The organism is Fodinibius salsisoli (genome assembly GCF_026229185.1).
Lineage (GTDB): Bacteria > Bacteroidota > Rhodothermia > Balneolales > Balneolaceae > Fodinibius > Fodinibius salsisoli.
In genome coordinates this window covers 22,177-43,718 of record NZ_JAGGJA010000009.1, presented here as the reverse complement: position 1 = coordinate 43,718, position 21,542 = coordinate 22,177, and the positions used below count along the sequence as shown (strand labels likewise).

15 protein-coding genes are annotated in these 21,542 nt (G+C 45.3%); 5 read left to right on the top strand and 10 right to left on the bottom strand.

Going from position 1 to position 21,542, the window contains the following annotated elements; translation table 11 throughout:
- Positions 1 to 500 precede the first annotated feature (500 nt).
- The 5 genes from J6I44_RS13740 (at position 501) to J6I44_RS13720 (ending at position 6,662) form a co-directional block, all read left to right on the top strand.
- Positions 501 to 3,923, top strand: coding sequence for a VCBS repeat-containing protein (locus J6I44_RS13740; protein ID WP_265766722.1), 3,423 nt, complete (start codon positions 501 to 503; stop codon positions 3,921 to 3,923).
- Positions 3,924 to 4,379: 456 nt separating this feature from the next.
- Positions 4,380 to 4,619: a FitA-like ribbon-helix-helix domain-containing protein gene (locus J6I44_RS13735; RefSeq protein WP_265766721.1), complete on the top strand. Its 240-nt coding sequence runs from the start codon at positions 4,380 to 4,382 to the stop codon at positions 4,617 to 4,619.
- Entirely contained in the window at positions 4,616 to 5,020 is a 405-nt protein-coding gene (locus J6I44_RS13730; RefSeq protein ID WP_265766720.1) for a type II toxin-antitoxin system VapC family toxin, read from the top strand. Before J6I44_RS13735 ends, J6I44_RS13730 begins: the two co-directional genes overlap by 4 nt.
- A 167-nt stretch (positions 5,021 to 5,187) precedes the next feature.
- A complete protein-coding gene (locus J6I44_RS13725; RefSeq protein WP_265766719.1) occupies positions 5,188 to 6,132 on the top strand; it encodes a hypothetical protein in 945 nt (314 codons plus the stop codon).
- Positions 6,133 to 6,173: 41 nt separating this feature from the next.
- Positions 6,174 to 6,662 (top strand): hypothetical protein, encoded by a 489-nt coding sequence (locus tag J6I44_RS13720; protein WP_265766718.1) that lies wholly within the window; start codon positions 6,174 to 6,176, stop codon positions 6,660 to 6,662.
- Between the two features lie 263 nt (positions 6,663 to 6,925).
- Here the strand turns inward: J6I44_RS13720 and J6I44_RS13715 are convergent, their stop codons facing one another.
- From J6I44_RS13715 to J6I44_RS13670, 10 genes are all read right to left on the bottom strand, one after another.
- A complete protein-coding gene (locus tag J6I44_RS13715) occupies positions 6,926 to 8,239 on the bottom strand; it encodes an amidohydrolase/deacetylase family metallohydrolase (protein ID WP_265766717.1) in 1,314 nt (437 codons plus the stop codon).
- A 130-nt stretch (positions 8,240 to 8,369) separates the two neighbouring features.
- Positions 8,370 to 8,867: a RidA family protein gene (locus tag J6I44_RS13710; protein WP_265766716.1), complete on the bottom strand. Its 498-nt coding sequence runs from the start codon at positions 8,865 to 8,867 to the stop codon at positions 8,370 to 8,372.
- Positions 8,868 to 9,248: 381 nt separating this feature from the next.
- Positions 9,249 to 10,127, bottom strand: coding sequence for an SMP-30/gluconolactonase/LRE family protein (locus tag J6I44_RS13705; protein WP_350356710.1), 879 nt, complete (start codon positions 10,125 to 10,127; stop codon positions 9,249 to 9,251).
- A gap of 374 nt (positions 10,128 to 10,501) precedes the next feature.
- Positions 10,502 to 11,731: an aminotransferase class V-fold PLP-dependent enzyme gene (locus tag J6I44_RS13700; protein WP_265766714.1), complete on the bottom strand. Its 1,230-nt coding sequence runs from the start codon at positions 11,729 to 11,731 to the stop codon at positions 10,502 to 10,504.
- Positions 11,732 to 11,744: 13 nt separating this feature from the next.
- The gene (locus J6I44_RS13695) at positions 11,745 to 13,475 is read right to left on the bottom strand and encodes a PQQ-dependent sugar dehydrogenase (RefSeq protein ID WP_265766713.1); all 1,731 of its coding nucleotides are present in this window, start codon (positions 13,473 to 13,475) and stop codon (positions 11,745 to 11,747) included.
- A 147-nt stretch (positions 13,476 to 13,622) separates the two neighbouring features.
- Positions 13,623 to 14,180 carry a RidA family protein gene (locus tag J6I44_RS13690; RefSeq protein ID WP_265766712.1) on the bottom strand — a complete coding sequence of 186 codons (558 nt, stop codon included), beginning with the start codon at positions 14,178 to 14,180 and terminating at the stop codon, positions 13,623 to 13,625.
- Positions 14,181 to 14,363: 183 nt separating this feature from the next.
- A complete protein-coding gene (locus tag J6I44_RS13685; RefSeq protein ID WP_265766711.1) occupies positions 14,364 to 15,965 on the bottom strand; it encodes a SusD/RagB family nutrient-binding outer membrane lipoprotein in 1,602 nt (533 codons plus the stop codon).
- A 39-nt stretch (positions 15,966 to 16,004) separates the two neighbouring features.
- Positions 16,005 to 19,481: a SusC/RagA family TonB-linked outer membrane protein gene (locus tag J6I44_RS13680; protein WP_265766710.1), complete on the bottom strand. Its 3,477-nt coding sequence runs from the start codon at positions 19,479 to 19,481 to the stop codon at positions 16,005 to 16,007.
- A gap of 116 nt (positions 19,482 to 19,597) precedes the next feature.
- On the bottom strand, positions 19,598 to 20,647 hold the full coding sequence (locus J6I44_RS13675) for a FecR domain-containing protein (protein ID WP_265766709.1): 1,050 nt from the start codon (positions 20,645 to 20,647) through the stop codon (positions 19,598 to 19,600).
- A 251-nt stretch (positions 20,648 to 20,898) separates the two neighbouring features.
- Positions 20,899 to 21,483, bottom strand: coding sequence for an RNA polymerase sigma-70 factor (locus J6I44_RS13670; RefSeq protein ID WP_265766708.1), 585 nt, complete (start codon positions 21,481 to 21,483; stop codon positions 20,899 to 20,901).
- Between the last annotated feature and the right edge of the window lie 59 nt (positions 21,484 to 21,542).

Genomic DNA, 21,542 nt, shown 5'->3' with positions numbered 1-21,542 from the left:
GGAGTTATGCTTAAATAGATAATCAATAAGGATGATTATGATAACCCGTTGTGCGGTTAATTATAAGAGGTCTTTGCAAAACTTGACTTGTCATCCTGAATTTAGTTCAGGATCTTCGTTTAACTGCTAACAAATACCTATGAGATTCTGTCCCGAATGCTATCGGGATCAGAATGACAAAGCCTGCCCCGATCATTTTCGGGGATGTAGTGGTTTTGCCAGACCTCTATAAAAAACAACCCGCATTGAGCATGTCAGATGTTGGTTGACCCACTTACCGACGGCGGTCGGTACAGGCTATGCCCTCTCCCTAATCCCGAATTCTCGGGAGAGAGAGGAACGTTATTGTTCTCCCGACGGCCGATGTAGGCGTCTTTTCCCCTGCTTGCAGGGGAAAAATAAAAAGGGGTCACTTAAAAGACTACAGAAGTCAGATCATCTTTAAAAATCAAAGCGGATTAACAGCATAAGGCGTTGATTATGAGGTCTAAAGAATAGCAATGAAAAAATGTATTGGCATGATTCAGCGGCATTTATTTCTGGGTATCTGGATAATCTTTGCAATGAGCCTAAGCTCCTGCTCTTCTGATACTTCCCCTTCGAAAGATACTCTTTTTGAACGCATCCCCTCTTCCTCATCAAATATTTCCTTTACCAATGAACTGACCTCTACAAATGACTTCAACATCTACACCTACGCTAATTTTTATTCAGGTGGAGGGGTCGGTCTCGGTGATTTCAATAATGACGGACGGCTCGACATATACCTGACGGCCAATCAAAAGAAAAATAAACTCTACCTTAACGAGGGAAACTTTACCTTCAATGACATAACCCAAAAAGCAGGGGTCGGCGGGGAAAAAAGCTGGTCAACCGGGGTCAGTGTTGCCGACGTGAATGGAGATGGCTGGCTGGATATCTATGTCTGCAATGCCGGTGAAATACGGGGCAGCGACCGCAAAAATGAACTATTTATCAATAATGGCGACTCGACTTTCACCGAGCGTGCCGAAGAGTACGGGCTGGCTGATAACGGTCTTTCAATCCATGCCTCTTTCTTTGACTATGACAAGGATGGCGACCTGGATATGTATCTCATGAATTATACTTTTCGCTCTATCGGCAGTTTTGACCTACGGCATAACCAGCGGGATCAAACCCACTTTATGGGCGGTGACCGGTTCTACCGGAATGAACTTATCTCTGATTCCTCATCCAGCGCGTCCCATGATGGCCCTACTTTTACGGATGTCACAGAAGAAGCCGGCATATACAGCAGCGAAATCGGGTTTGGGCTGGGAGTATCGGTTGCGGATGTTAACCGGGATGGCTGGCAGGATATGTTTATCTCTAACGATTTCTTTGAACGAGACTACTTTTACCTCAATAACCGGGATGGTACGTTTAGTGAAGTACTGGAAGAGCAAATGAATGGAATCAGCACGACCTCTATGGGCGGAGACATCGCGGATTTAAACCACGATGGCCGGCCGGAAATTTTTGTGACCGACATGCTGCCCGAAACCCAGGAAAGGCAAAAGGCCATTACCTCTTTTGCCGATTGGGAGCAGTATCAATTTGAGATTCAACACGGATACTACCACCAGTTTACCCGTAATGTCCTGCAGTTTAATAACGGCAATGGGACCTTCAGTGAAATCGGTCGATATGCCGGTGTTGAAGCTACGGATTGGAGCTGGGGTGCCCTCATCACCGATTTCGATATGGATGGGGAGCGTGACATCTTTGTACCGAATGGCATCTACAAAGATATAACCGATAAAGACCATATGCGGAAAGTGAGCAGCTCTGAAGTTCGAAAACAAGTCTTCAGGAATAATCAGGCCGATTACCTGAAACTGATTGACATGATGCCCTCTACGCCCGTTCCGAACTATCTATTTAAAAATGAGGGAGATTTACAATTTAGCAATACAGCCCGGGCATGGGGACTTGCAGAAGACGGGTTTTCCAATGGTGCCGCCTACGGCGACCTTGACAATGACGGCGACCAGGATCTGGTTGTCAATAATGTCAACATGGAATCGTTTGTCTATAAAAACAGGAGCCACGAAAAATATCCGGAAAGAAATTGGCTACAGCTGGCTTTCGATGGGAAAGCACCCAACACTTCGGCTGTTGGGGCCCAGGTAACAGTCGTTGCAAACGGCCAACGCTGGTATGCCGAGCAAATGCCCATCCGGGGATTTCAGTCAACGGTAGATCAACGGCTCTATTTTGGATTGGGTTCTGCCGATCACATTGATACGCTTTGGGTTCGGTGGCCCAATGGTGAGCTTTCCCGAGAAACTAATCTCAAGCCAAATGACCTGCTAACGCTTAAACAACCTGATGCGCGCGCCGATACCAGCTGGAACAGGCAATGGCTGCAACAGTCCTTGTCATCATCAGGGGATATATCTCCAATCATGGAAGAGATAACCGAAAGGATTGGTCTAAGTTGGGAACATACAGAAAATGACTACCTGGATTTTTCCGACCAGCCCCTGCTGTTTCAAGCGCGGTCTGCCGAAGGTCCTCCGCTGTGTACGGCCGACCTAAACGGGGATGGCCTACAGGATTTCTTTGTGGGTGGAGCTAAAGATCAACCGGGAGTACTCTTCATGCAAACAACAGATGGTCGTTTTAGGTCGTCGAATAAGGAAATTCTAAACGCTGATGCAAAAAGTGAAGACACCGATTGTGCCTTCTTCGATGCTAATGGTGATGGAGCCACCGATTTATATGTTGCAAGCGGAGGTTCAGCATTTACTACAGGAGATACGGCCCTCGCTGACCGGTTATACCTAAATGATGGGTCCGGGCAACTGAGCAAAAGCAATACCTCTCTGCCGGGGCAACACCATTTCAATAATCCAACCGGTACGGTTGCTCCCGGAGATTTTGATGGCGACGGTGATACGGATCTCTTCATCGGCATCAGGATGCAGCCGGGCGCCTATGGATTACCCGCACCAAGCTTTCTACTGAGAAACGACGGGTCAGGCTTATTTACAGATGTGACCCAAGAAAAAATGCCAAACCCTATAGGTAGCGGACTCATTACCGACGCGGCATGGGGCGATGCGGATAACGACAAGGATATGGATCTGCTCGTTGCCGGAGAATGGATGCCGGTTACCCTGCTCCAAAATGATAACGCATCCTTTACGCCCGTAAATCAGGAAGCCGGGTTAGATTCCACAAACGGCTGGTGGCAGTCGCTTATACTGACGGACCTGGATGGAGATGGCGACCTGGATTGGGTAGCCGGTAATCATGGGTTGAATTCGCGATTCAAGGCTTCCCCTCAAAGCCCCGTTGAACTGTGGGTCAATGACTTTGATGAAAATGGCGAGGTGGAGCAAATATTTACCTCTTCCAAAGGGGAAAATTCGTATCCCTGGCCACAATATCACGATTTAGTCCACCAGCTGCCCATGCTGTCCTCCCGTTCTGAAAACTACCATACCTATGGCCAGCAAACGATGCAGGATCTTTTTGACGAGCAACAACTGAGTTCCAGCACTCGATTACAAACTACGATGTTAGCCAGCAGCGTTGGGTGGAATGACGGTAACGGTCGGTTCACTGTTGAACCACTACCCATGCAAGCCCAGTGGATGCCCACCTATAGTCTGCTCGCCCAGGATCTGAATGGGGATAAAAAACAGGACCTTCTGTTGGGGGGCAATTTGCATGAAGTTAAACCCCAGGCGGGTCCTTATGATGCCGGTTATGGCACTGTATTGAAACAAGATTCAACACGGCATTTCCAAACCCTTCCTGTACAAAAAAGTGGCTTTAAAGCTGATGGTGAAATTAGAGCTATCCGTGCGCTAAAAAATGCTGCCGACGAAACACTGATTATAACTGCCCGCAATAATAAGAAACTCAAGGTGTTCAGGATAACGAACAAATAAAACGAGAGCTTTAAAAACTATCCCATCCCCGAAAGGGTCGGGGCAGGCTTTTGCAAAGGCCTCTATTATTTATTAACTGTACCGAAATTGGGGCATTGTATTCACAACCGCAATAGAGACCCGCAGCCACCCATTTCGAATTCAGAAAACCGTAGCTATTTAGGGTACCCTATTTTGAATACATGTAATGGATACCAGGTCAGCAATTACCCGGCTTCAATACAGATAAACTATTTTATTCATCGACATTATCTGTATTGTGAGCTTCTCTTGATTACAAATAATATGACTTTTAGCTGCTGTTATGTACCATAGCCCCACTTCTTGAATGTTATCCATTCGATGCGTACCATAGAAACCATATGAATAAGCTTAGGTTAGGTACCTTCATTTTTCTTGCAATAATCCCCTACCCTTTTTAGTTTCATATAGAAACCATAACGAAACCAATATGTTATGCCTAGTATCACAGTAAAAAACATCCCAGAAGAAATTTACGATCGAGTCCGTGAGCAGGCCAACGCTCATCATCGTAGTATCAACAGTGAAATCATTGCTTGTTTAGAGCAAACCGTCAAATCTCAACAGGTTTCTACTGACGATATATTACAAGAAGCACGTCGATTGCGAAAAAAAGCAAAAGGGAGCCTATCTTCCGAAGAGATTGAATCCGCGATTAATCAAGGGCGTCCATGATTGTTGTCGATACTAATATTCTTGCTCACTTTTGGCTTCCATCAGATTCAACAGAACTTTGTGACGAGCTTTATCAAAAAGATCCACAATGGGTGGCTCCTATTCTTTGGCGAAGTGAATTTCGAAATGTTGTAACGCTGTACTTAAGAAAAGAGCTGATCGATTTAGCAGAAGCTTTGTTGATTATGGAGAAGGCTGAACTTCAAATGAAAGACCAACAGTTTCAGGTGAATTCAGTCCAAGTTCTGCATCATGTCAGCCAATCGAGTTGTTCATCCTACGATTGTGAATTCGTAAGCTTAGCCAAGGATCTAGATCTCGAATTAATCACCATGGATAAACAACTTCTGCGGGAGTTTCCAGAATTAGCCAAACATCCAGAGAAAGTGCTCGAATCGTAAATTTTGGTCAGGCACCTAACCAGCGCATTAAGCGGACAGGCCTCGCCTGTTCCTTGCCAACCTCTCTTTTTATAGTTAACCTTTCATCTGTAAACACTTTAAATACCTTGGCGCCTGCAGCTTATGCGCCATGTCGTTAGCCAAAATTGAAAACCATTCACTAGTTTATGAATACTTGTCCTATTTGTTCATCAGATGCCTCCACAAAAGAAAAGGATTACGGAAGACTTCTTTTAGTTAACTGTATTCGTTGTGGTAGATTTGTCAAAGAAAATGAGTGGTCTTTTCCTAAGATGAATGAGAAAGAAAGAGCTTTAATTAGTTATTGGATTAAACATCAAGAAACTGAAAATGAAGCAGGGCCATATCTAGAGTCTAATATGATAGACAGTATTTTAAATAATAATGAATTACCCACCGTATCAGAGAAAGTTGATAATTTAATTAAATACTTATCAGATACAATTTCTAATCCTTCATCTAAGTTTAAGGTTGACTCATCAGGAAAGATCCTCTCAAATATTGGTGCCATAAATAATGAAGAGTTGATTTATCTGATCGAAGAATTAAAAAAAGAGGATCTGGTAAATAGTAATGTACCAATGAAATCTGCTGCCGGTCCGACAATAAGAGATAATGGATGGATACAATTGACAAGGTTGGGATGGGATTATGTAGAAACCATCAATTCCGAAGATAAAAATAAGACTAAATCAAATTTCGCCTTTATGGCAATGGAGTTTGGTAATCCGACTTTGGATAAAGTTTTTGAAGATTATCTTTTACCTACAGTTGAGGAGTGTGGTTATGATTTACTAAGGTTAGATAAATATCCCAAAGCTGGGTCAATTGATGACAGAATACGACGTGAAATTGAAGCATCGAAATTTATTTTAGCAGACGTTACTAATGATAATCTAGGTGCTTACTGGGAAGCAGGGTATGCTGAAGGATCAAACAAAACCGTTATTTATCTGTGTGAAAAAGATCACTTTGATAACAAGGAAACCCATTTTGATATTAATCATCATTTCACCGTTGTATATGACTTAGATGATTTGGGAAGTGCTATGAAAAGGCTCAAAGAAGTTATAAATCATTCAATAGAATAAATTTTGGCTAAATTTAAGTTAGGCTGCCTATTTAGTTCAATATGTTCAGTGATAAAGTTTTAAAAACTCTTTCAATTTCGGATAGAGAAATCGTATTTGATTTCTTTGTTTTTTATTCCCGTTTAGAATATGCACTCAAAAAAACACCCCAGTTTCGTAAAGATGAAGGCTATGTCGAAGCAGATTGGAGTGAATTCAAAAAAAGTATTAAGCCTATTTTTGATGCATCAAAGAATAAAAAATTAAAAAAAGCTGCAGATTATCTAACCGATAAACCTCCCAGAAAGATTGAAGAAACTTCCGATGGATTAGAATTTAGAGATGCTAGTTTTACTGAAGAAAATTCTCCTGAAAACTTAATTGACATAATTTGTGTAGTCAGGAATAATTTATTTCATGGTGGTAAATATGTTAAAGAGGAAGTCAGTGACTTGGCAAGAGATGAAGATCTACTAGAAAATTCTTTAATAATTTTAGAAGAGTTTGTTAACTCAGTAAAACCAGTCAAAGAAGCTTTTTATAATGTTTAACCGGCACCCTAACCCCTTTAAAAAGGAAAATGTCAAGCAGACCCCGTGGGACGGGGCAGGCAGTCCTCACGCCTTATTATTTCCATACATCCTATTTAACCTGTTACTGACGACCGCTACTTTACATAACCGCCCCTTATATAACAAATGGCTGCCAATGACACCACTGTGGCCTCTCCCCAATTAGCCGGGTAATATTAAAGCCGTGTTCAAGTGACAAGTGCAACAACACCACTTTCAACTGGTCAACACCACTGTCACTCTTATTGCTTCTCGTCATTCCATTGTGGAGCCGCTAGCCCGTTCAGGTCATAGACTACCTCTCCGGCCCGGATAGTCACTTCTGTTTCCAGTTTCTGCGTAGCTCCGGACTTCAGAAGCTCATCGGAATCCAGGAATCCAAAATCTCCCTCTCGCATAGTGAAGATGGCGATATCGGCCACTGCCCCTTCGCTTAAGTGCCCCAGCTCTTCACGCTGGATCACTTGGGCCGGCTTCCAGGTAGAAGTCAAGATCACTTCCTGCAGAGACATGCCCATATCCATCATTTTCGATACCACGTTCAGCATATTCTTCATCCCTCCGTTCATGCTTCCAGTATGCAAATCCGTACTGATGGTATTGGGTTTCAAACCCTGTTCAAAAGCCGGAATGGCCACCGGGTAGAAAAAGCTTCCCCCTCCGTGACCGATGTCAAAAATACGACCTTTCTCCTGGGCTTCCAGCATGCCATCCCGCAGTTGGCCATTTTCATCAACCACCGCCTGCCGGTTTCCCCTGCCGCCCCCATACATGTGGGTATAAATATCACCGGCCCGTAATACATCCAGCAGCAAAGTTTTGATGGAAAGCGGTGGATCCGCACTGCCAAAATCAACCATGACGGGCACGTCGGCTTCCTCTCCGGCTTCTACTGCTCGTTCGGCCGGTGTAAAATCGTGCCCGTTATAATGGGCGAGTTTTATACCGACTATCTCGGGATACTGACCAGCTACAATAGCCGTGGTCCGGGGATTCATATCCACCATATTCTGCTCTACAGCACCACCCTTCATACCGCTCCCGACGATATTTAAGAAGGCTAAAACTCTTGTTTTGGATTTATCGACAACATGCTCCTTAAAGAGCCGAAAATTTTTCCATCCGGCACTGCCTGCATCCACCACGGTGGTCACACCCGCGCGGAACGTAAAACCATCCGGCGGCAGGCTGGCAAAACTATTGGACAGATATGCATCCGGTTTCGTGCCCCAAAAGTTATGGGTATGTATATCAATGAGTCCTGGGGTTACATACAAACCTTCCGCGTCGATCACCCGCTCTGCTTCATTAGCGGGAATATCCGTCGCTACCCGGGCAATGGTATCCCCAACAACGGCAATATCCATCGGTCCGTCGATCTGATTCCTGGGGTCAATTACATGGCCGCCTTTGATGACCATATCATACGACTGCCCGAAACTAACAGAGCAGCATAGAACCAGCAGGACTACGGATAAAAGCAGGTGATACAGACCTTTGAAATGAGAGACAGATATAGAAATAAGGTTGGATCGTGAAAATATCTGAGTAGTCATCGGCTTGATAAGTATAGGTTAACAGCTATGATTCAGGCAATCAAAACAACAAATTTTTATTCATGGTACTACAGCTATAGATGACCGTCAGACAATTCATGCTGTCTGACGGCACACTCGATTTCTCAGGCTATTCTTCTACGACGGCAATACAATCAATTTCAACCAGCGATTCGCCGGGCACTCCTCCGTAGGTAGCAACCGTGGTTCGAACCGGTGGGTTTTCTCCAAACCGTCCCCGGTAGACTTCATTCATCGCATCATAATCGTTCAGGTCGGCCAGGTACACATTTACTTTAAGTACGCTTTCCATAGAACTGCCGGCTTTTTCGAGCTCTTCTTCCAATGCTTTAAGCACTTCATCGGTATGTTTTTTGATATCGCCCTCCTCGTGGTACCCTTTACCGGCCAGGTAGACGAGTCCGTCGTGGGTCACGGAGCTGGAAAACAAAGGGGCTTCCTGGCTGGCATCACTACCTTCCGGCAAGTTTCGTTTAATAGGTTTGGAGCCTTTATTCGAGGGAGCTGCCTGGGCTACTCCAAACATCCCTGCAAGACCGGCGGCCGCTCCTGCAAATAATGATTTTATAATCGAACGTCGTGATTGTTTTTTTTCTGTAAAATCCATAATGATTTATTCTGATAGTTTAGGATTATATATGATTCATTTACCGATTAATATTGGTAGCTTTATTAAAATAATTCGCAAATTCGACTTAATAATTTCAATCCTCCTGCCCTTGTAGAATCTCCCGATACTCGGGAGGCCACACAGTGGCATTCCACGGGGCCTGTCCTCCTTCGCCAAGGAGGAACTCATTAATAGATACGACTGCTTAGTATTTCTATCTGGACGATCGCTACATACTCCCTTCCCGATAGCATTCGGGACAAGCTTTGGAGCCGTAACCGCCTGCCGGCGGTAAGAGGGGCTTAGGGAGATTGAAAATCTCTTTTACAGCATTTTTGATAAACATGTTGTATTTGTTTGTGAAGATTGTAGTACAAACTAACTTCCTAAACTGTTAGTTTTTTGCATAAGCTTCCAGTTTCTTCCCGGTTGTTCTACACGAAAAAATTGAATGTTGCCCGTATCAGCCACCGTCATATAAACCGTACGTCCATCGGGTCCTCCAAATGCCAGATTCGTAATATTTTTTCCTTCAGCAGCCGGTATTTCCCGGAGTACTTCTCCCCCGGGAGATACCTTGATCACCGTACCCTTACCGTGTCGTGTAATATACAGATTCCCGTTCACATCGCAACGCATGCCATCCAGCCCATAATCAGTAAAGCTGATAAGCAGACGCTTGTTGCTAATATTGCCATCCGAATACAGATCATACGCCCATACTTTGCGCTGGACCGATTCATTTACATACAACGTTTTTTCATCCGGACTGACGGTTATGCCATTCGTTGTGCCCATATTTTTCTCAAGCAATACCGTTTGCCCATCGGGATCTATGCGCCATAACTGCCCGGTTTCTTCACTCCAATTGGGATCGCTGGCATATAGCCGGTCATCGGCTCCGATAGCTATATCATTGGGCTGATTCATCTTCGCATTGTGGGCAAAAGCGCTTATTTCTCGGCTGTCCATATCAACTTTCAGGATATTATGATTCACATAGTCGGCAATAAGCATATCCCCCTTACTGTTAAACCGGATGCCGTTACCAATACTCTCGCCGGGCAGTTCAACAAAAATTTCGGCCGTCCCATCCGGATATATTTTGCCTATCGTCTGCTGCCGCTGGTAGTTTACCGCATAGAGATTACCAACTTTATCAACGGCAGGTCCTTCCGCTCCGGAGGTGAAACTTCCCGGCTCGGTAAGATGTTGGCTCTCATAGAGATCCTGTTGGGTATGCTGACTTTGTTTCATGCCCATGTATCCTACTGCTAAGAACAAGAATAGAAATATCACCATCGTTTTATTTACCGGTTGGGCCATGATAGTATTATATTTCTGCTTATTCGTGATGTTCATTTTTTCCAGCTTTGAATAATCATTGTATCTAACACGTTTAGCGGTTAAAATTATGTTTAACCAAGCAGTAGTTTGGTTCTGCGTATGATGATATCAGGCTACCGGTAGTGCTGTCATATCCCCCTATTCACGGAAAAGCACCATGAATTTCCCCCTTCGAAGGGGGTGTACAGACAGGGGGATGATAACAGATTATCAATATGGCTCAATCAAACCGGTATGTTTGAGATTGTTTTTATTTTTTAATCCTTAAACGCGTTTCGTTGTGTTTAAACGGCCTGTTCCAGCACTTCTTTAAGCCGTTGGCCAACAATGTCTACCTGTCTAGGTTTCATCATCACCACGGTGATATACAAGCCTTTTTTATTGGATGACACCACAATTTTGGGCGAGCCTTCCTCCAGCTCTTTCACGACCTCTTCCGGCGTAATTGCCACCCTATCCTGGTCCCAGCTTAGCTGTAAATCAGGAAAATGATTGGCCGGTCCCGAGTTTACATGGCGTTCGGCTTGCACTGTTGGCACGGTCTCGGCCTGTCCGGCAATTACCTCTGTCCATCCAACCCACTCTTCCCACTGCTCATCATGGTCGCGTTCTAAATATGATTCAAGCGCCACCAGCATTCCAAATATTTCCTCCTTATTGACCTTCATGCCGCGGCCGATGGAATCAGAATGGGGATTGTTATTAAGCTTGGCAGCCTCAATCAAGTCTTTGCGACCAAACAGCAGGCCGGCACTCTGCGGTCCACGAATGGCTTTTCCGCCGGAAAAGGTGACCAGATCGAATCCCATATCCTTGTACAAAAAGAGGTTTTTGACCGGCGGCACATCTGCTGCGGCATCTATGAAGCTGGGGATATTATGTTTCTTGCTTATAGATACAAATTCCTCGTGCCCGATGGAGTGCTCAAATCCCCCGAACTGGGCTGCGGCATTAAAAAACAGGGTCATCACCGTCTGATCATTAAAGGCCTCTTCCATCTCCTCGGCACTCTCCACCTCCACCATTTTGACACCGGTATTCCGCACCGCATGATCGTAATGGTAGCGGTGCTTTTTCTGGATGATCACCTCCTTACGGGGACCCGGCAGATTGGGCAGAACTGTTATTTTCTCCTCATCCATGCCGGTAATCGTTGCAGCCGTACCCAGGGTAAGTGCTCCGGCCGCGCCGGAGGTCACCATCGCTCCTTCGCACTCCAGCAGTTCAGCAATGCGCACCCCTACCTTATCCTGTACTTCATTCAGGTTTGCGAAGGTATCCGAAGTGGATTCAATAGCTTCAACCACTTCCGGCAGCATCAGTGAACCCGAGAGCTCGGTTATGGTTCCCCGACCATTGATGAGGGGTTCAATTCCCAATTCGTTAAACAGATTTCGTTTACTTTCCGAAATTCCAGGAAAAGCACGGTCTGTTTCCAACAAACGTGACACTCCCAGCCCGCCTAAAAGGGGCATTCCGGCCAAGAGCTGTAACATCTTTCTTCTGCTAAGCATAGTGATGTAGTATTTAATTAGTGTTATTTTTGATGGTTAATTTCTTCCGAACCTCACTTACTTCTTCAGTGCTGACAGCGCTCGCACTGTTATTAAAATTTGTTCTTATAAAGGTGAGCACTTCGGCGACCTCCTCATCGCTTAAAAAACTATGCTGCGGCATGACGCTGTCATATACCTCACCCTTAACTTTAATATTTCCCTCTAATCCATTCAATATAATTTTTATCAATCGTTCCTTATCGCCTGTCACCCATTCCGTGTCTGCTATGGGTGGGAACCGGCCCGGAGCTCCCTGGCCGTCACGCTGGTGGCACGTCACACAGTAGGTATGGTAAATTTTCTCTCCCCCCGTAAATTGTCCTCGTAGCAGATTATCTTCTTCTGCATCCGGCCGACGGATGTTACTGGCTTGTCTTTTTTCTTCTTCCATCCGGGCCAACTGCCTGGACCCAAAATCATCTTTATTTCCCTTATAGGTGATACGCCATATTTTCCCTTCCCGGTCTTCGGCAATATACAGTGAGCCATTCGGTCCCAGGGCCAAACCGGAGGGACGATATTTGGCATCGCTCACATTCACGATGGGATCGACTGCTGCAAAACCATTGGCAAATACTTCCCACTCACCGGATGGCTCTCCATCCTTAAAAGGCACAAAAGCAATGAAATATCCCGCTTGTGGATACGGGTTGCGTATCGTTGATCCGTGAAAAGCAATAAAAGCCCCGTTTTGATAATGCGAGGGAAATTGGTTTCCGTTATAAAACAACAAAGCATTAGGAGCGAAGTGGCCCGGAAATCCCATTATGGGGTCATCAAATTCACTGCACCGCCCCACCTTTTTGCCATCTCCCCCATACTCTGGTGCCAGCACTTTCTTTTGCTGCAGTTGATCATAGTAACAGTAAGGCCATCCAAAATTGGATCCCTCAGTGAGTTGCATAAATTCCTCAGAAGGAAGCATTGCACTCTCCCACAGCGTAAATTTTTGTGGAAAAAGCCTTTGCAGATCATCCCGGCCGTGCATAATCGTATATAGATTTTTGTCTCTCGGATTCCAATCCATCGCTACTACACTTCGTATTCCCGTTGACCAAAGAGTTCCATCGGCCTGCAACTGATTTTTAGTATCTGCATCAAAGCGCCAAATTCCACCATGTTCTTCGAGGTTAGGGCAGGGATCCATACCCGGCACACCGGGGGTGCGTTTCGGTTCCTGGCAGGCGTTAGTAGGAGCTCCAAAAGGGATAAACATATTCCCCCGGTCATCAAATGAGATCGGTTTGGTATTGTGCTCATGATCTCCATGCTCATGATCGTCAATGACAATGGTGTCCATTTTCCCAGTGGGTACAAGTTCACCCGGCGTTAAACGGTAGCGGTAAACGCCCAGACTGGAGCTAAAATAAAGGTGACCGTCCCGAATTTTTATCCCCGTCTCCGCATAATTTCCATCATTATTGCCGAACTGTTCTATAATGTCGGCCGCTCCGTCATTGTTGGTATCACGGAGAGCAACCACTCCACCTCTTGCATCGGAGGACTTCAACTTCACATAGATATCTCCATTTTGATTTACTGCCAGATGGCGCGCTCCCGCCGGCAGGCTATCCACAACAACCGTAGCTTCAAATCCTACGGGGAGCAGCAATGGCGAATCGATGGTATCCTCCTGTGTCCTGTCGCATTGAACAAGAATCAGAATGACCAGAAATAAAGGTAAATATGTTACGGCCCGCATCGGCACATAATATTAATTGTATATTCTTGCGTATTTCGTATTCCGTTGGGCACCGTTTCCAAAAATTGCGGAGCGTACGTAATACGCAATACTTGCTAATCCCTTTTTAGATGTTAAACATGCTAAGCCGATCCATCGGCCTCACTATTAATCTTCTACCTGTACAATCATATCAATTTCTACGGGGATATTACCGGGTAAGGAGCTCATCCCTACAGCCACACGAGCATGTTTCCCTCTTTCTCCAAATACCTCTACCATTAAATCCGAAAAGCCATTAATTACTTGTGAATGATCAGTAAAATCAGGGGTTGCATTGACCATCCCGCTTACTTTTACAATTCGCTTAACTTTAATAAGATCTCCAATCTCTTTTTTTAAGGATGACAACAGAGAAACACCTGTCAACCGGGCGGCTTCCTGCCCTTGCTCAAGTGTCAGGTCTTTTCCCAGCTTCCCAATCACCTTGCCGCCACCCGGTTTATCGGGACCATGTCCCGCCAGAAACACCAAATCTTCATGCTGTACGCTCATCACATAATTGGCGGTGGGGGATGCCGGTTCGATCAGCTGGATCCCAAGCTCTTCAAGCCTTTCTTCTGGACTTATAGTTTCATCAGCCTGATCATTAATTTTTTGCTGATTTGACGTGCAGGACATCAGCAATAGCAGTAATAACAAGTATAACGCTGCATTGTTTTTCATATCGTTGCCTTTCCCTCTAAGGCTATTATAATCCCAATCATCTTTATTTTCTCTGTAACGTATAGAAGGCTTAAAAAAACAACATAATTAACCTATACTACCTGTATTGGTCATCCTCTCAGTTCATTCGCAGAGAGGATGACACTGAATTTATTATGAAGCTATTCAACCAACAACCAGGTTTTAGTTCTCTGGTTTAGCATCCCACCAGAGCTTGATTGTATTCTCATCCTCACCTCCCAGTAATTCGATGGCATTCATGACTGCCTCCCTATTATCGGCATATTCATCTTCAACAAACGTAAGCCGTTGGAAATCACCGGTAACCGGTATATCGGGATTCAGGGAGTTAATGCGGGGATACAGCTTGGGATAGCCCGTTCTTCGGAACTCCGCCCAAGCCTCCTTACTATTGGGATAGAGAGCCAACCATTTCTGGGTAATAATTTGTTCCAGCTTGCGCTCCATACTTCCCCCCGTATCGAAAGCAACGGGTATATCTGTCATGGCAGGCGTATCCCACACATCATCGGGCGAAATAGGGGTATCGTTACCGGCCACATAGGCATCGATTGCCGAAGAAGACGCATCGGTACGCTCCATTAACGACATGCGAATGCCCTGCTCATAGAGCTCTTGAGCCGAACCATTCATCGCCCATCCCAACAGAGCGCCTTCGGCCCGAAGAAAATAGGCCTCTGCCGAACTCATAATACGAATTCGTGGATTGGTTCCTCCCCGGCTGTCATTGAGCCAGTCTACGCCCATATCGGAATAGGCCGCATTGAGTGCCGACTGATCTTTTTGAGATACCGGCAACCCATTTCTCATCCCTTCGTAAGGACTTCCATCTCCATCGGCATCTCCATCCACAGCCTGACTAAAGTATTTTCCCATCCGGGGATCCTCGTACCCTTCCAGTGTACTTTCCATAGCCGAACTCATCCTAAATTCGCCCCAGTCTGTAATGGTCGTATACGGATTTCGGGAGTTAGGCGTGGTTAAGAGTGTAGCATTGTCGGCATTGCTTTGCATCACGCCGGCCGCCACTGCTTTTTCCGCTTCAGTCTGGGCCAAATCAGGTGACACATACCGAACGCGCATGGCCAGTCGCAAACGCAAAGAGTTTGCAAAAGTAAGCCATTGATCCACGCTTCCTTCGAAAACCTGGTCATTGTTACCAAAAGCATTCTGGCCGGTATTGGCTTCCAAAACCGTAACAGCGGAATCCAGAACGGCAAAGAAGTTGTTGTAGACTTCTTCTTGGGAGTCGTAGGCTACACTGGTCTCACCGTTGCCAAACTCAGAATAAATGATAGGGCCAAAGTAGTCGGTCATCCGATGGTACAGTTGAACCCGCCATACCCTGGCCACCGCATTTTCTACCTCCATGCCCTGCTCCGTCGTAAAATCTTCCACGAACTCGAGCTGTGGTGCCGCACTTCCGTAGAAATAATTCCATGCGCCATTGGTCCATCGACCGATCTCAACATATTGATCCGAATCGAAGGTGGTGGCTGTTGTTGCAAAATATTGGGCATAGATATCGGAATACAGCGATTGACTTAGCTGAAAAGCACCAGGGGCCGCACCTGGGTTTCCATACATCCCCACGAACTGGGATTGTGCAAAAGCCTGCCCCAGCTGAGAAGACTCCAGGTTGTCGGCAATCAGCTCATTATCAGGAGTATTTAGTTCCTCAAAATCGGTACATCCTACAATGGTAATCAAAGCCAAGAGGCATACACTTAGCACTCCAGACAAGTTGTATTTAGCATTATTCATAATAGAAACCTCCTTAAACAGTTAGCGTTAATTTGTTGACTAAAAATCGATATTAATATTAGCACCGAATGTTCGACTTGAAGGAGGTGTAAATGATTCGAATCCTTCAGCTGCAGCATTGGTTCCCGTCATAAGATCCGGGTCAATATTATTAGACGCCCGGTGTAGGAACAGCAAGTTTCGGCCCACCAGTGAAATTTTAAGACCCGAAATAGGCAGCCGCCCTATCATAGACTGAGGCAGGCTATAACCAATCTTCAATTCCCGAAGCCGTGTATTGGTGGCATCCTCTACAAAAGCCTCGCCTACCGGCGTGTTTCGTCCGCCAATCGAGGTCCATAGCTGCTCTGCATTAATAGAGGTTGTATTCTCACTATAGACAGGATCGTCTTCTGTTCCCCCGGTCTGGACGACAGCTGGTTCACCACCGAAGATGTTGTCTCCAAATACAAGACCGCCGTCACGCCCCTGAAGGGTTTGGGTCGTTAGTCCATTGTAATAGAGGATAGCATTGGTCAATGAAACGACACTTCCTCCCTGGCGATGATCAATCAGGAAACTGAGGCTAAGATTTTTGTACGAAAACGTGCTCCGGATGCCTCCCCGCCAGTCGGGGGTAAAGTTAGCGACCGGCACCGTAAGTCCGCTCGTGATCTCCGGAATACCATCTGAGCCCACAATAACTTTCCCAAAATGCTCAGAGTCTTCTTTGGTTACTCTCTCAAAACCCCGGGAGTAAACCTGCCCATAAGGCTCGCCTTCTTCAATACGAAAAGCACGGAGGAAATCGGTTGTGATGGTTAACCGGGGCTGATCTTCGGAAATCTCTTCCACCATGTTCTCGTTGGCTGAAAAGTTCATCTTCAGATCCCAATTGAAGTCTGGGGTCTGTACCGGTGTTGCAGACAGCAATACTTCGTATCCCTTGTTGGAAACATCGCCGCCATTGGTAAAGAAAGAACTGGCTCCGGAACCTACCGGTACGGCCACCTGAAATAACTGATCCCGGGTGTGGGTGTTGTAGTAGGTAACATCCAAGCCCAGCCGGTCGTCCAGGAATCGCAGATCAAGTCCCACCTCAAAAGATTCTGTTTCCTCTGGCTTTAGCCGTTCATTGGGAAGCGTCGTACTTAACTGTAAAAAGCCGTTATTACCGCCCGCTGACAAACTTGCCGTCCGTTGTGTCATAAACGGAGGTGCACTATTTCCTACTTTTGCCCATGACCCTCTGAGCTGGGCATAGCTGAAAAGTTCGGGAAGTTCCGGAATCAGCTCTGTCAGATCCGTCGATAATCCTACGGATGGATAAAAGTATGAACGATTATCGGCGGGGAGTGTGGAACTCCAGTCATTTCGTCCCGTGACATCCAAAAATATAGCATCTTGCCAGGCTATTTGCCCGAAAGCATACAAGGAATAAACATCCACCGGCGAGCCCACACTCTCATTGGATACCACATTCTGGGTGTTGGATATCGTAAAAAAGTTGGGGATCGTCAGCGCGTTATTGGTATTTGAATTAATGGCTGAATTGCGCTGCTGCTTAATATTCCCGCCCACATTAGCTTCCAACGACCAATCCTGGGTTAAATCCTGATCGTAGGACAACAAAAAGTCACCATTCCATTCCAGACCCGAACTTTGACCTATCTCATAATATCCATTATCGGCAATAATATAGGTATCGTTGTATCGCTTTATGTTATACTCCCCATTTTCACCATCATAAGAAGCCCGAACCATAAGACGTAGGTAGTCGGTAAAATCATACGTCAACGAAGCAAGGGCGATCACCCGGTTACGGGTATTTTCATTGAGGTTACGGTTCATGGTCCAATACGGATTAGCTCCGCCGTTCGAACCGGGATTCCAAAAATGTTGACGATTAGCCCCGCTTACATTGGTATACTCAAACACTTTGGCATCAGCGGTGCGAACATTTCGTGGCATCCGGTAGATATGGCGAATAGGATTGGCAAAGTTTTCGCCCGTTGGTAGCTCGTTATCGATGACCTGCCGCATGTACGAAAGTTTACTATCCAGCGAAAGCTTATCCGTCAATTGACTGTTGACCCGGGCGCTGATATTGTGCCGCTCGAGGGCATTATTCGGTACCACTCCTTCCGCATCGGTAAACGTGTAAGAAAAGAGGGCCTGGACATTTTCACTTCCCATACTGGCTGACAGGTTGGTCGATGAGTTGTATCCCGTCTGAAAAGCATCGCTCACATTGTTGGGCTGTGGAAGAAATTCATATTCCTGGCTGTCATTTTCGGGATTCGGCGACCAGTGCTCAACCATTTGCCCATTCATTTCAGGGCCGTAGTTAAATTCAGAACTAGCAGAATACACGCCTCCATTTCCCTGTCCATACTGATTTTGATAGTCCGTGAGTAGAATGGGATCTCTAAACATGAAATTGCTGCTCAGGCTAAAGTCAACCTCCCCCTGCTGTCCTTTTTTCGTAGTGATAACGATAGCGCCATTCTGAGCCGCACTTCCATACAGCGCAGCTGCGTTCGGCCCCTTTAAAACATTCATGCTTTGAATATTATCGGGATTGAGATCACTAACCTCTCCACGAATGGGGACCCCATCCACAACGTATAAAGGCTGACTGCTGCCCGTAATGGATCGATTACCGCGCAGTACAACCCGGGAAGATCCGCCTACCCCAGTACCAGCCTGATTAATTTGCAGACCCGCTACTTCTCCGGATAAAGAATTTACCACATTAAGTTCACGAGCTTCCGTAAGCTGTTCATTCTCAACGCTTTGTGTGCTGTAGGTCAACGATTGGGTTTCGCGTTCAAGACCAAAGGCTGTAACGACCACTTCATCACCGGCAATAGCCTGAGGCTGTAAATTTATCTCCAGCGTAGACCGACCATTAAGGGGAACTTCCTGCGTTTGGTAACCGATAAATGAAAATATCAGGGTATCCTGCAAGGAGGGAACCGTAAGTTCAAAGTTACCATCGCTTTCTGTCGAAGTCCCCGTTGTGGTTCCTTTCAACAATACATTAACACCCGGCAGTGGATCTCCGGACTGGGCATCACTAACCGTGCCCGAAATATCTTCCTGTTGGACGTTAATAGTTTGTGTCACAAGCTTGGGCACAATGATGATATATCCATTGCCTGAGACAATAAAATCGAGATTACTTTGGGATAGAGTTTGTTCAAATGCCTCTCTCAAATTGACATTCCTGAGTTCCATCGTCAATTTGTTATCATCCGTCAGAACCAAACTGTGATTAAAAAGCAGTTTCATTCGCCCTTTTTCGGCAACCTCTTGCAGTGCATCCTTAAGAGGCACTTCCTTAAAGCTAAATGAAAATGTAGGGACGGCATCAACAGGTGTTGACAATGATGCTACAGATGAAATAGCTTTGCTGTTATCCAAGCTATTAGCCCCTTTACGTACCTTCTGTCCTTCTGCTACAATGGCCAGCATTAAAAAAGAAGCCAGCAATGCAAAAAAACAGATCCAAATTTTGTTATTCGTTATGTTCATTTCCCTATCCTTTGTTTGGTATTTCAATTTAACTCCCCTTGAATAAAACATTCACACCAAGTGCGAAATGTGCCACAAAAAACACGCTATATTGCTTCCATATGTTGTATCATATTCTATTCGTTCTGGGTAATCGTTATGGTTTGGCTATTACGACGATAACTGAATTCAAGCGACTGCGAGGCTAAACGCAGCATTTCTTCGAGCGACTCGTGCCGAAACTCCCCGGTAAATGTCACTGGCAGAAGCTCTTTATCCTCAACAACAAAGTTTACATCAAACCGACGCTCCCATTCTCTCAACACATTTGAAAACGGTTCCTGGTCAAAAACGAAACTACCGCTAAGCCAGGTTAAATGATTATCTATATTAACAACTCTCGGAATGGATGGAGGCTGACCAACCTTAACAGTACTCATCTGATTCTTCGTCAATACCACCTCTTTTTCATCCGTCTGTTTAGCCACGCTGTTAGATTGCACTGCTACTTTGCCCTGTGCTACGGCCACCTCCACCTGTTCTTCTTCTGATCGCGCCTTAACGTTAAATTTTGTACCCATTACTTTTACACGGGCATCACGTGTTTGAACTATAAAAGAAACATTAGATCTGTGAGCCACCTCAAAGTAGGCTTCCCCCTCCAGATAAACTTTACGCTGTAACGAACTAAATTTTTCAGGAAACCGAATTTTACTGGCTGCACTCAAAACCACTTTAGAGCCATCGCTAAATGTTAACTGCGCCTGGTGGGCTCGCTTCGTTACTACCTCTCGCATGGCTATGTCCGCAGGAGAAGAGGCCGCTTCATTCCCTTTGAGGAAGAAAAAGGAAGTCAATAGCGCCACTACGATGATGGCCGCTACACTTAGCAATGCATATTTTCGGTAATTGGTGGATTTCTGAGCATACTTCTGTTTGGGGAGCGGAACACCTTCAACATCAGCCGATGGCTGCTCCATCTTTTGCTCCAATCGTAACCAAGCCAACTCCACATCAGAATCTACATCCTTCCGTGGGGAGACTTTCCATATTTTCCGTAATTTTGTCACGGTTTCACGATTTGATGGATTTAATTCCATCCATGCCCGGACCATCTCCTTCTCACCATCGGTACACTCACCGGACAGATAGCGATGTATTAAATCCAAATTGACTTCTTTGTTCATTGACTGATCATTTTACGGCTATTTCTACTCTAATGGCGTACGCCAAATGCAATACCCTGAATATTTTTTCAAAAAAATTATCTTCCCGATTTTTTTGGGAAGGCTGAAGGCAGTAAAAAGATACAGAATAACTATTTGATGAGTGGTGAGAGGCTATTTTCCCAGTACTCTTAAAATGCCAGAAAACTATCTACAACTGTTTAATATATAGCTATACTGTTTTAACCGGGAAATGCGTCCCAAAAATCTCTTCAAAAAAACAATAAACAAAGTATGGATAGATAAGGAGTAAGGTGTTTGCGCAAGTAATCAAGCGCCCGGCTGATATGACTTTCAACCGTTTTGGGGGATACATCCAACACTTCGGCAATTTCTTTATAAGTTAGTCCCTCGAGGCGACTTAGCTTATAAACCATACGGGGACGCTGGGGCAGCTCTTCTATTAACTCCTGAACAGCTTGAACAAAGTCTCTTTCCTCATCGTCAAGAGGGATTTCTGGAGATATAGATTGAGTACGTATTTCGGAAAATTGCTGCTGGTATTTCTCTCTTGTCCGTTCATGCCTTAAATAGTCGATAGCCTGATGCTTTACAGCCCTGAATAAGTACGTTTTAAGCTTTCCCCGGACCTCCCATCCTTGCTTATTTTCCCAAATCCAAAGAAAAACATCCTGAACGACGCCCTCAGCTACAGACCGGGAGTTCACATATCGATAAGCGAACTGTAATAATGGCGAATAATAGGTTTCAAAAAGTTTTTTAAACGATCTCTTATTCCCAGTGCGTATTTCTCTTATCCATTTGCCTTCCTCATCTTGCTGATCAGAATCAAGCATTTTTTTCGATGGATGCCGTTGTTTATCCATCATCATATCCCCATATGTCAAAAATTAGT

Excerpts from the sequence above, each read along its gene's own strand:
- J6I44_RS13705 (WP_350356710.1), bottom strand. The coding sequence starts at position 10,127 with ATGAAACAAAGTCAGCATACCCAACAGGATCTCTATGAGAGCCAACAT.
- J6I44_RS13680 (WP_265766710.1), bottom strand. The coding sequence starts at position 19,481 with ATGAACATAACGAATAACAAAATTTGGATCTGTTTTTTTGCATTGCTG.
- J6I44_RS13670 (WP_265766708.1), bottom strand. The coding sequence starts at position 21,483 with ATGCTTGATTCTGATCAGCAAGATGAGGAAGGCAAATGGATAAGAGAA.
- J6I44_RS13700 (WP_265766714.1), bottom strand. The coding sequence starts at position 11,731 with ATGCTTAGCAGAAGAAAGATGTTACAGCTCTTGGCCGGAATGCCCCTT.
- J6I44_RS13695 (WP_265766713.1), bottom strand. The coding sequence starts at position 13,475 with ATGCGGGCCGTAACATATTTACCTTTATTTCTGGTCATTCTGATTCTT.
- J6I44_RS13730 (WP_265766720.1), top strand. The coding sequence starts at position 4,616 with ATGATTGTTGTCGATACTAATATTCTTGCTCACTTTTGGCTTCCATCA.
- J6I44_RS13720 (WP_265766718.1), top strand. The coding sequence starts at position 6,174 with ATGTTCAGTGATAAAGTTTTAAAAACTCTTTCAATTTCGGATAGAGAA.
- J6I44_RS13740 (WP_265766722.1), top strand. The coding sequence starts at position 501 with ATGAAAAAATGTATTGGCATGATTCAGCGGCATTTATTTCTGGGTATC.
- J6I44_RS13690 (WP_265766712.1), bottom strand. The coding sequence starts at position 14,180 with ATGAAAAACAATGCAGCGTTATACTTGTTATTACTGCTATTGCTGATG.
- J6I44_RS13725 (WP_265766719.1), top strand. The coding sequence starts at position 5,188 with ATGAATACTTGTCCTATTTGTTCATCAGATGCCTCCACAAAAGAAAAG.
- J6I44_RS13685 (WP_265766711.1), bottom strand. The coding sequence starts at position 15,965 with ATGAATAATGCTAAATACAACTTGTCTGGAGTGCTAAGTGTATGCCTC.
- J6I44_RS13715 (WP_265766717.1), bottom strand. The coding sequence starts at position 8,239 with ATGACTACTCAGATATTTTCACGATCCAACCTTATTTCTATATCTGTC.
- J6I44_RS13710 (WP_265766716.1), bottom strand. The coding sequence starts at position 8,867 with ATGGATTTTACAGAAAAAAAACAATCACGACGTTCGATTATAAAATCA.
- J6I44_RS13735 (WP_265766721.1), top strand. The coding sequence starts at position 4,380 with ATGCCTAGTATCACAGTAAAAAACATCCCAGAAGAAATTTACGATCGA.
- J6I44_RS13675 (WP_265766709.1), bottom strand. The coding sequence starts at position 20,647 with ATGAACAAAGAAGTCAATTTGGATTTAATACATCGCTATCTGTCCGGT.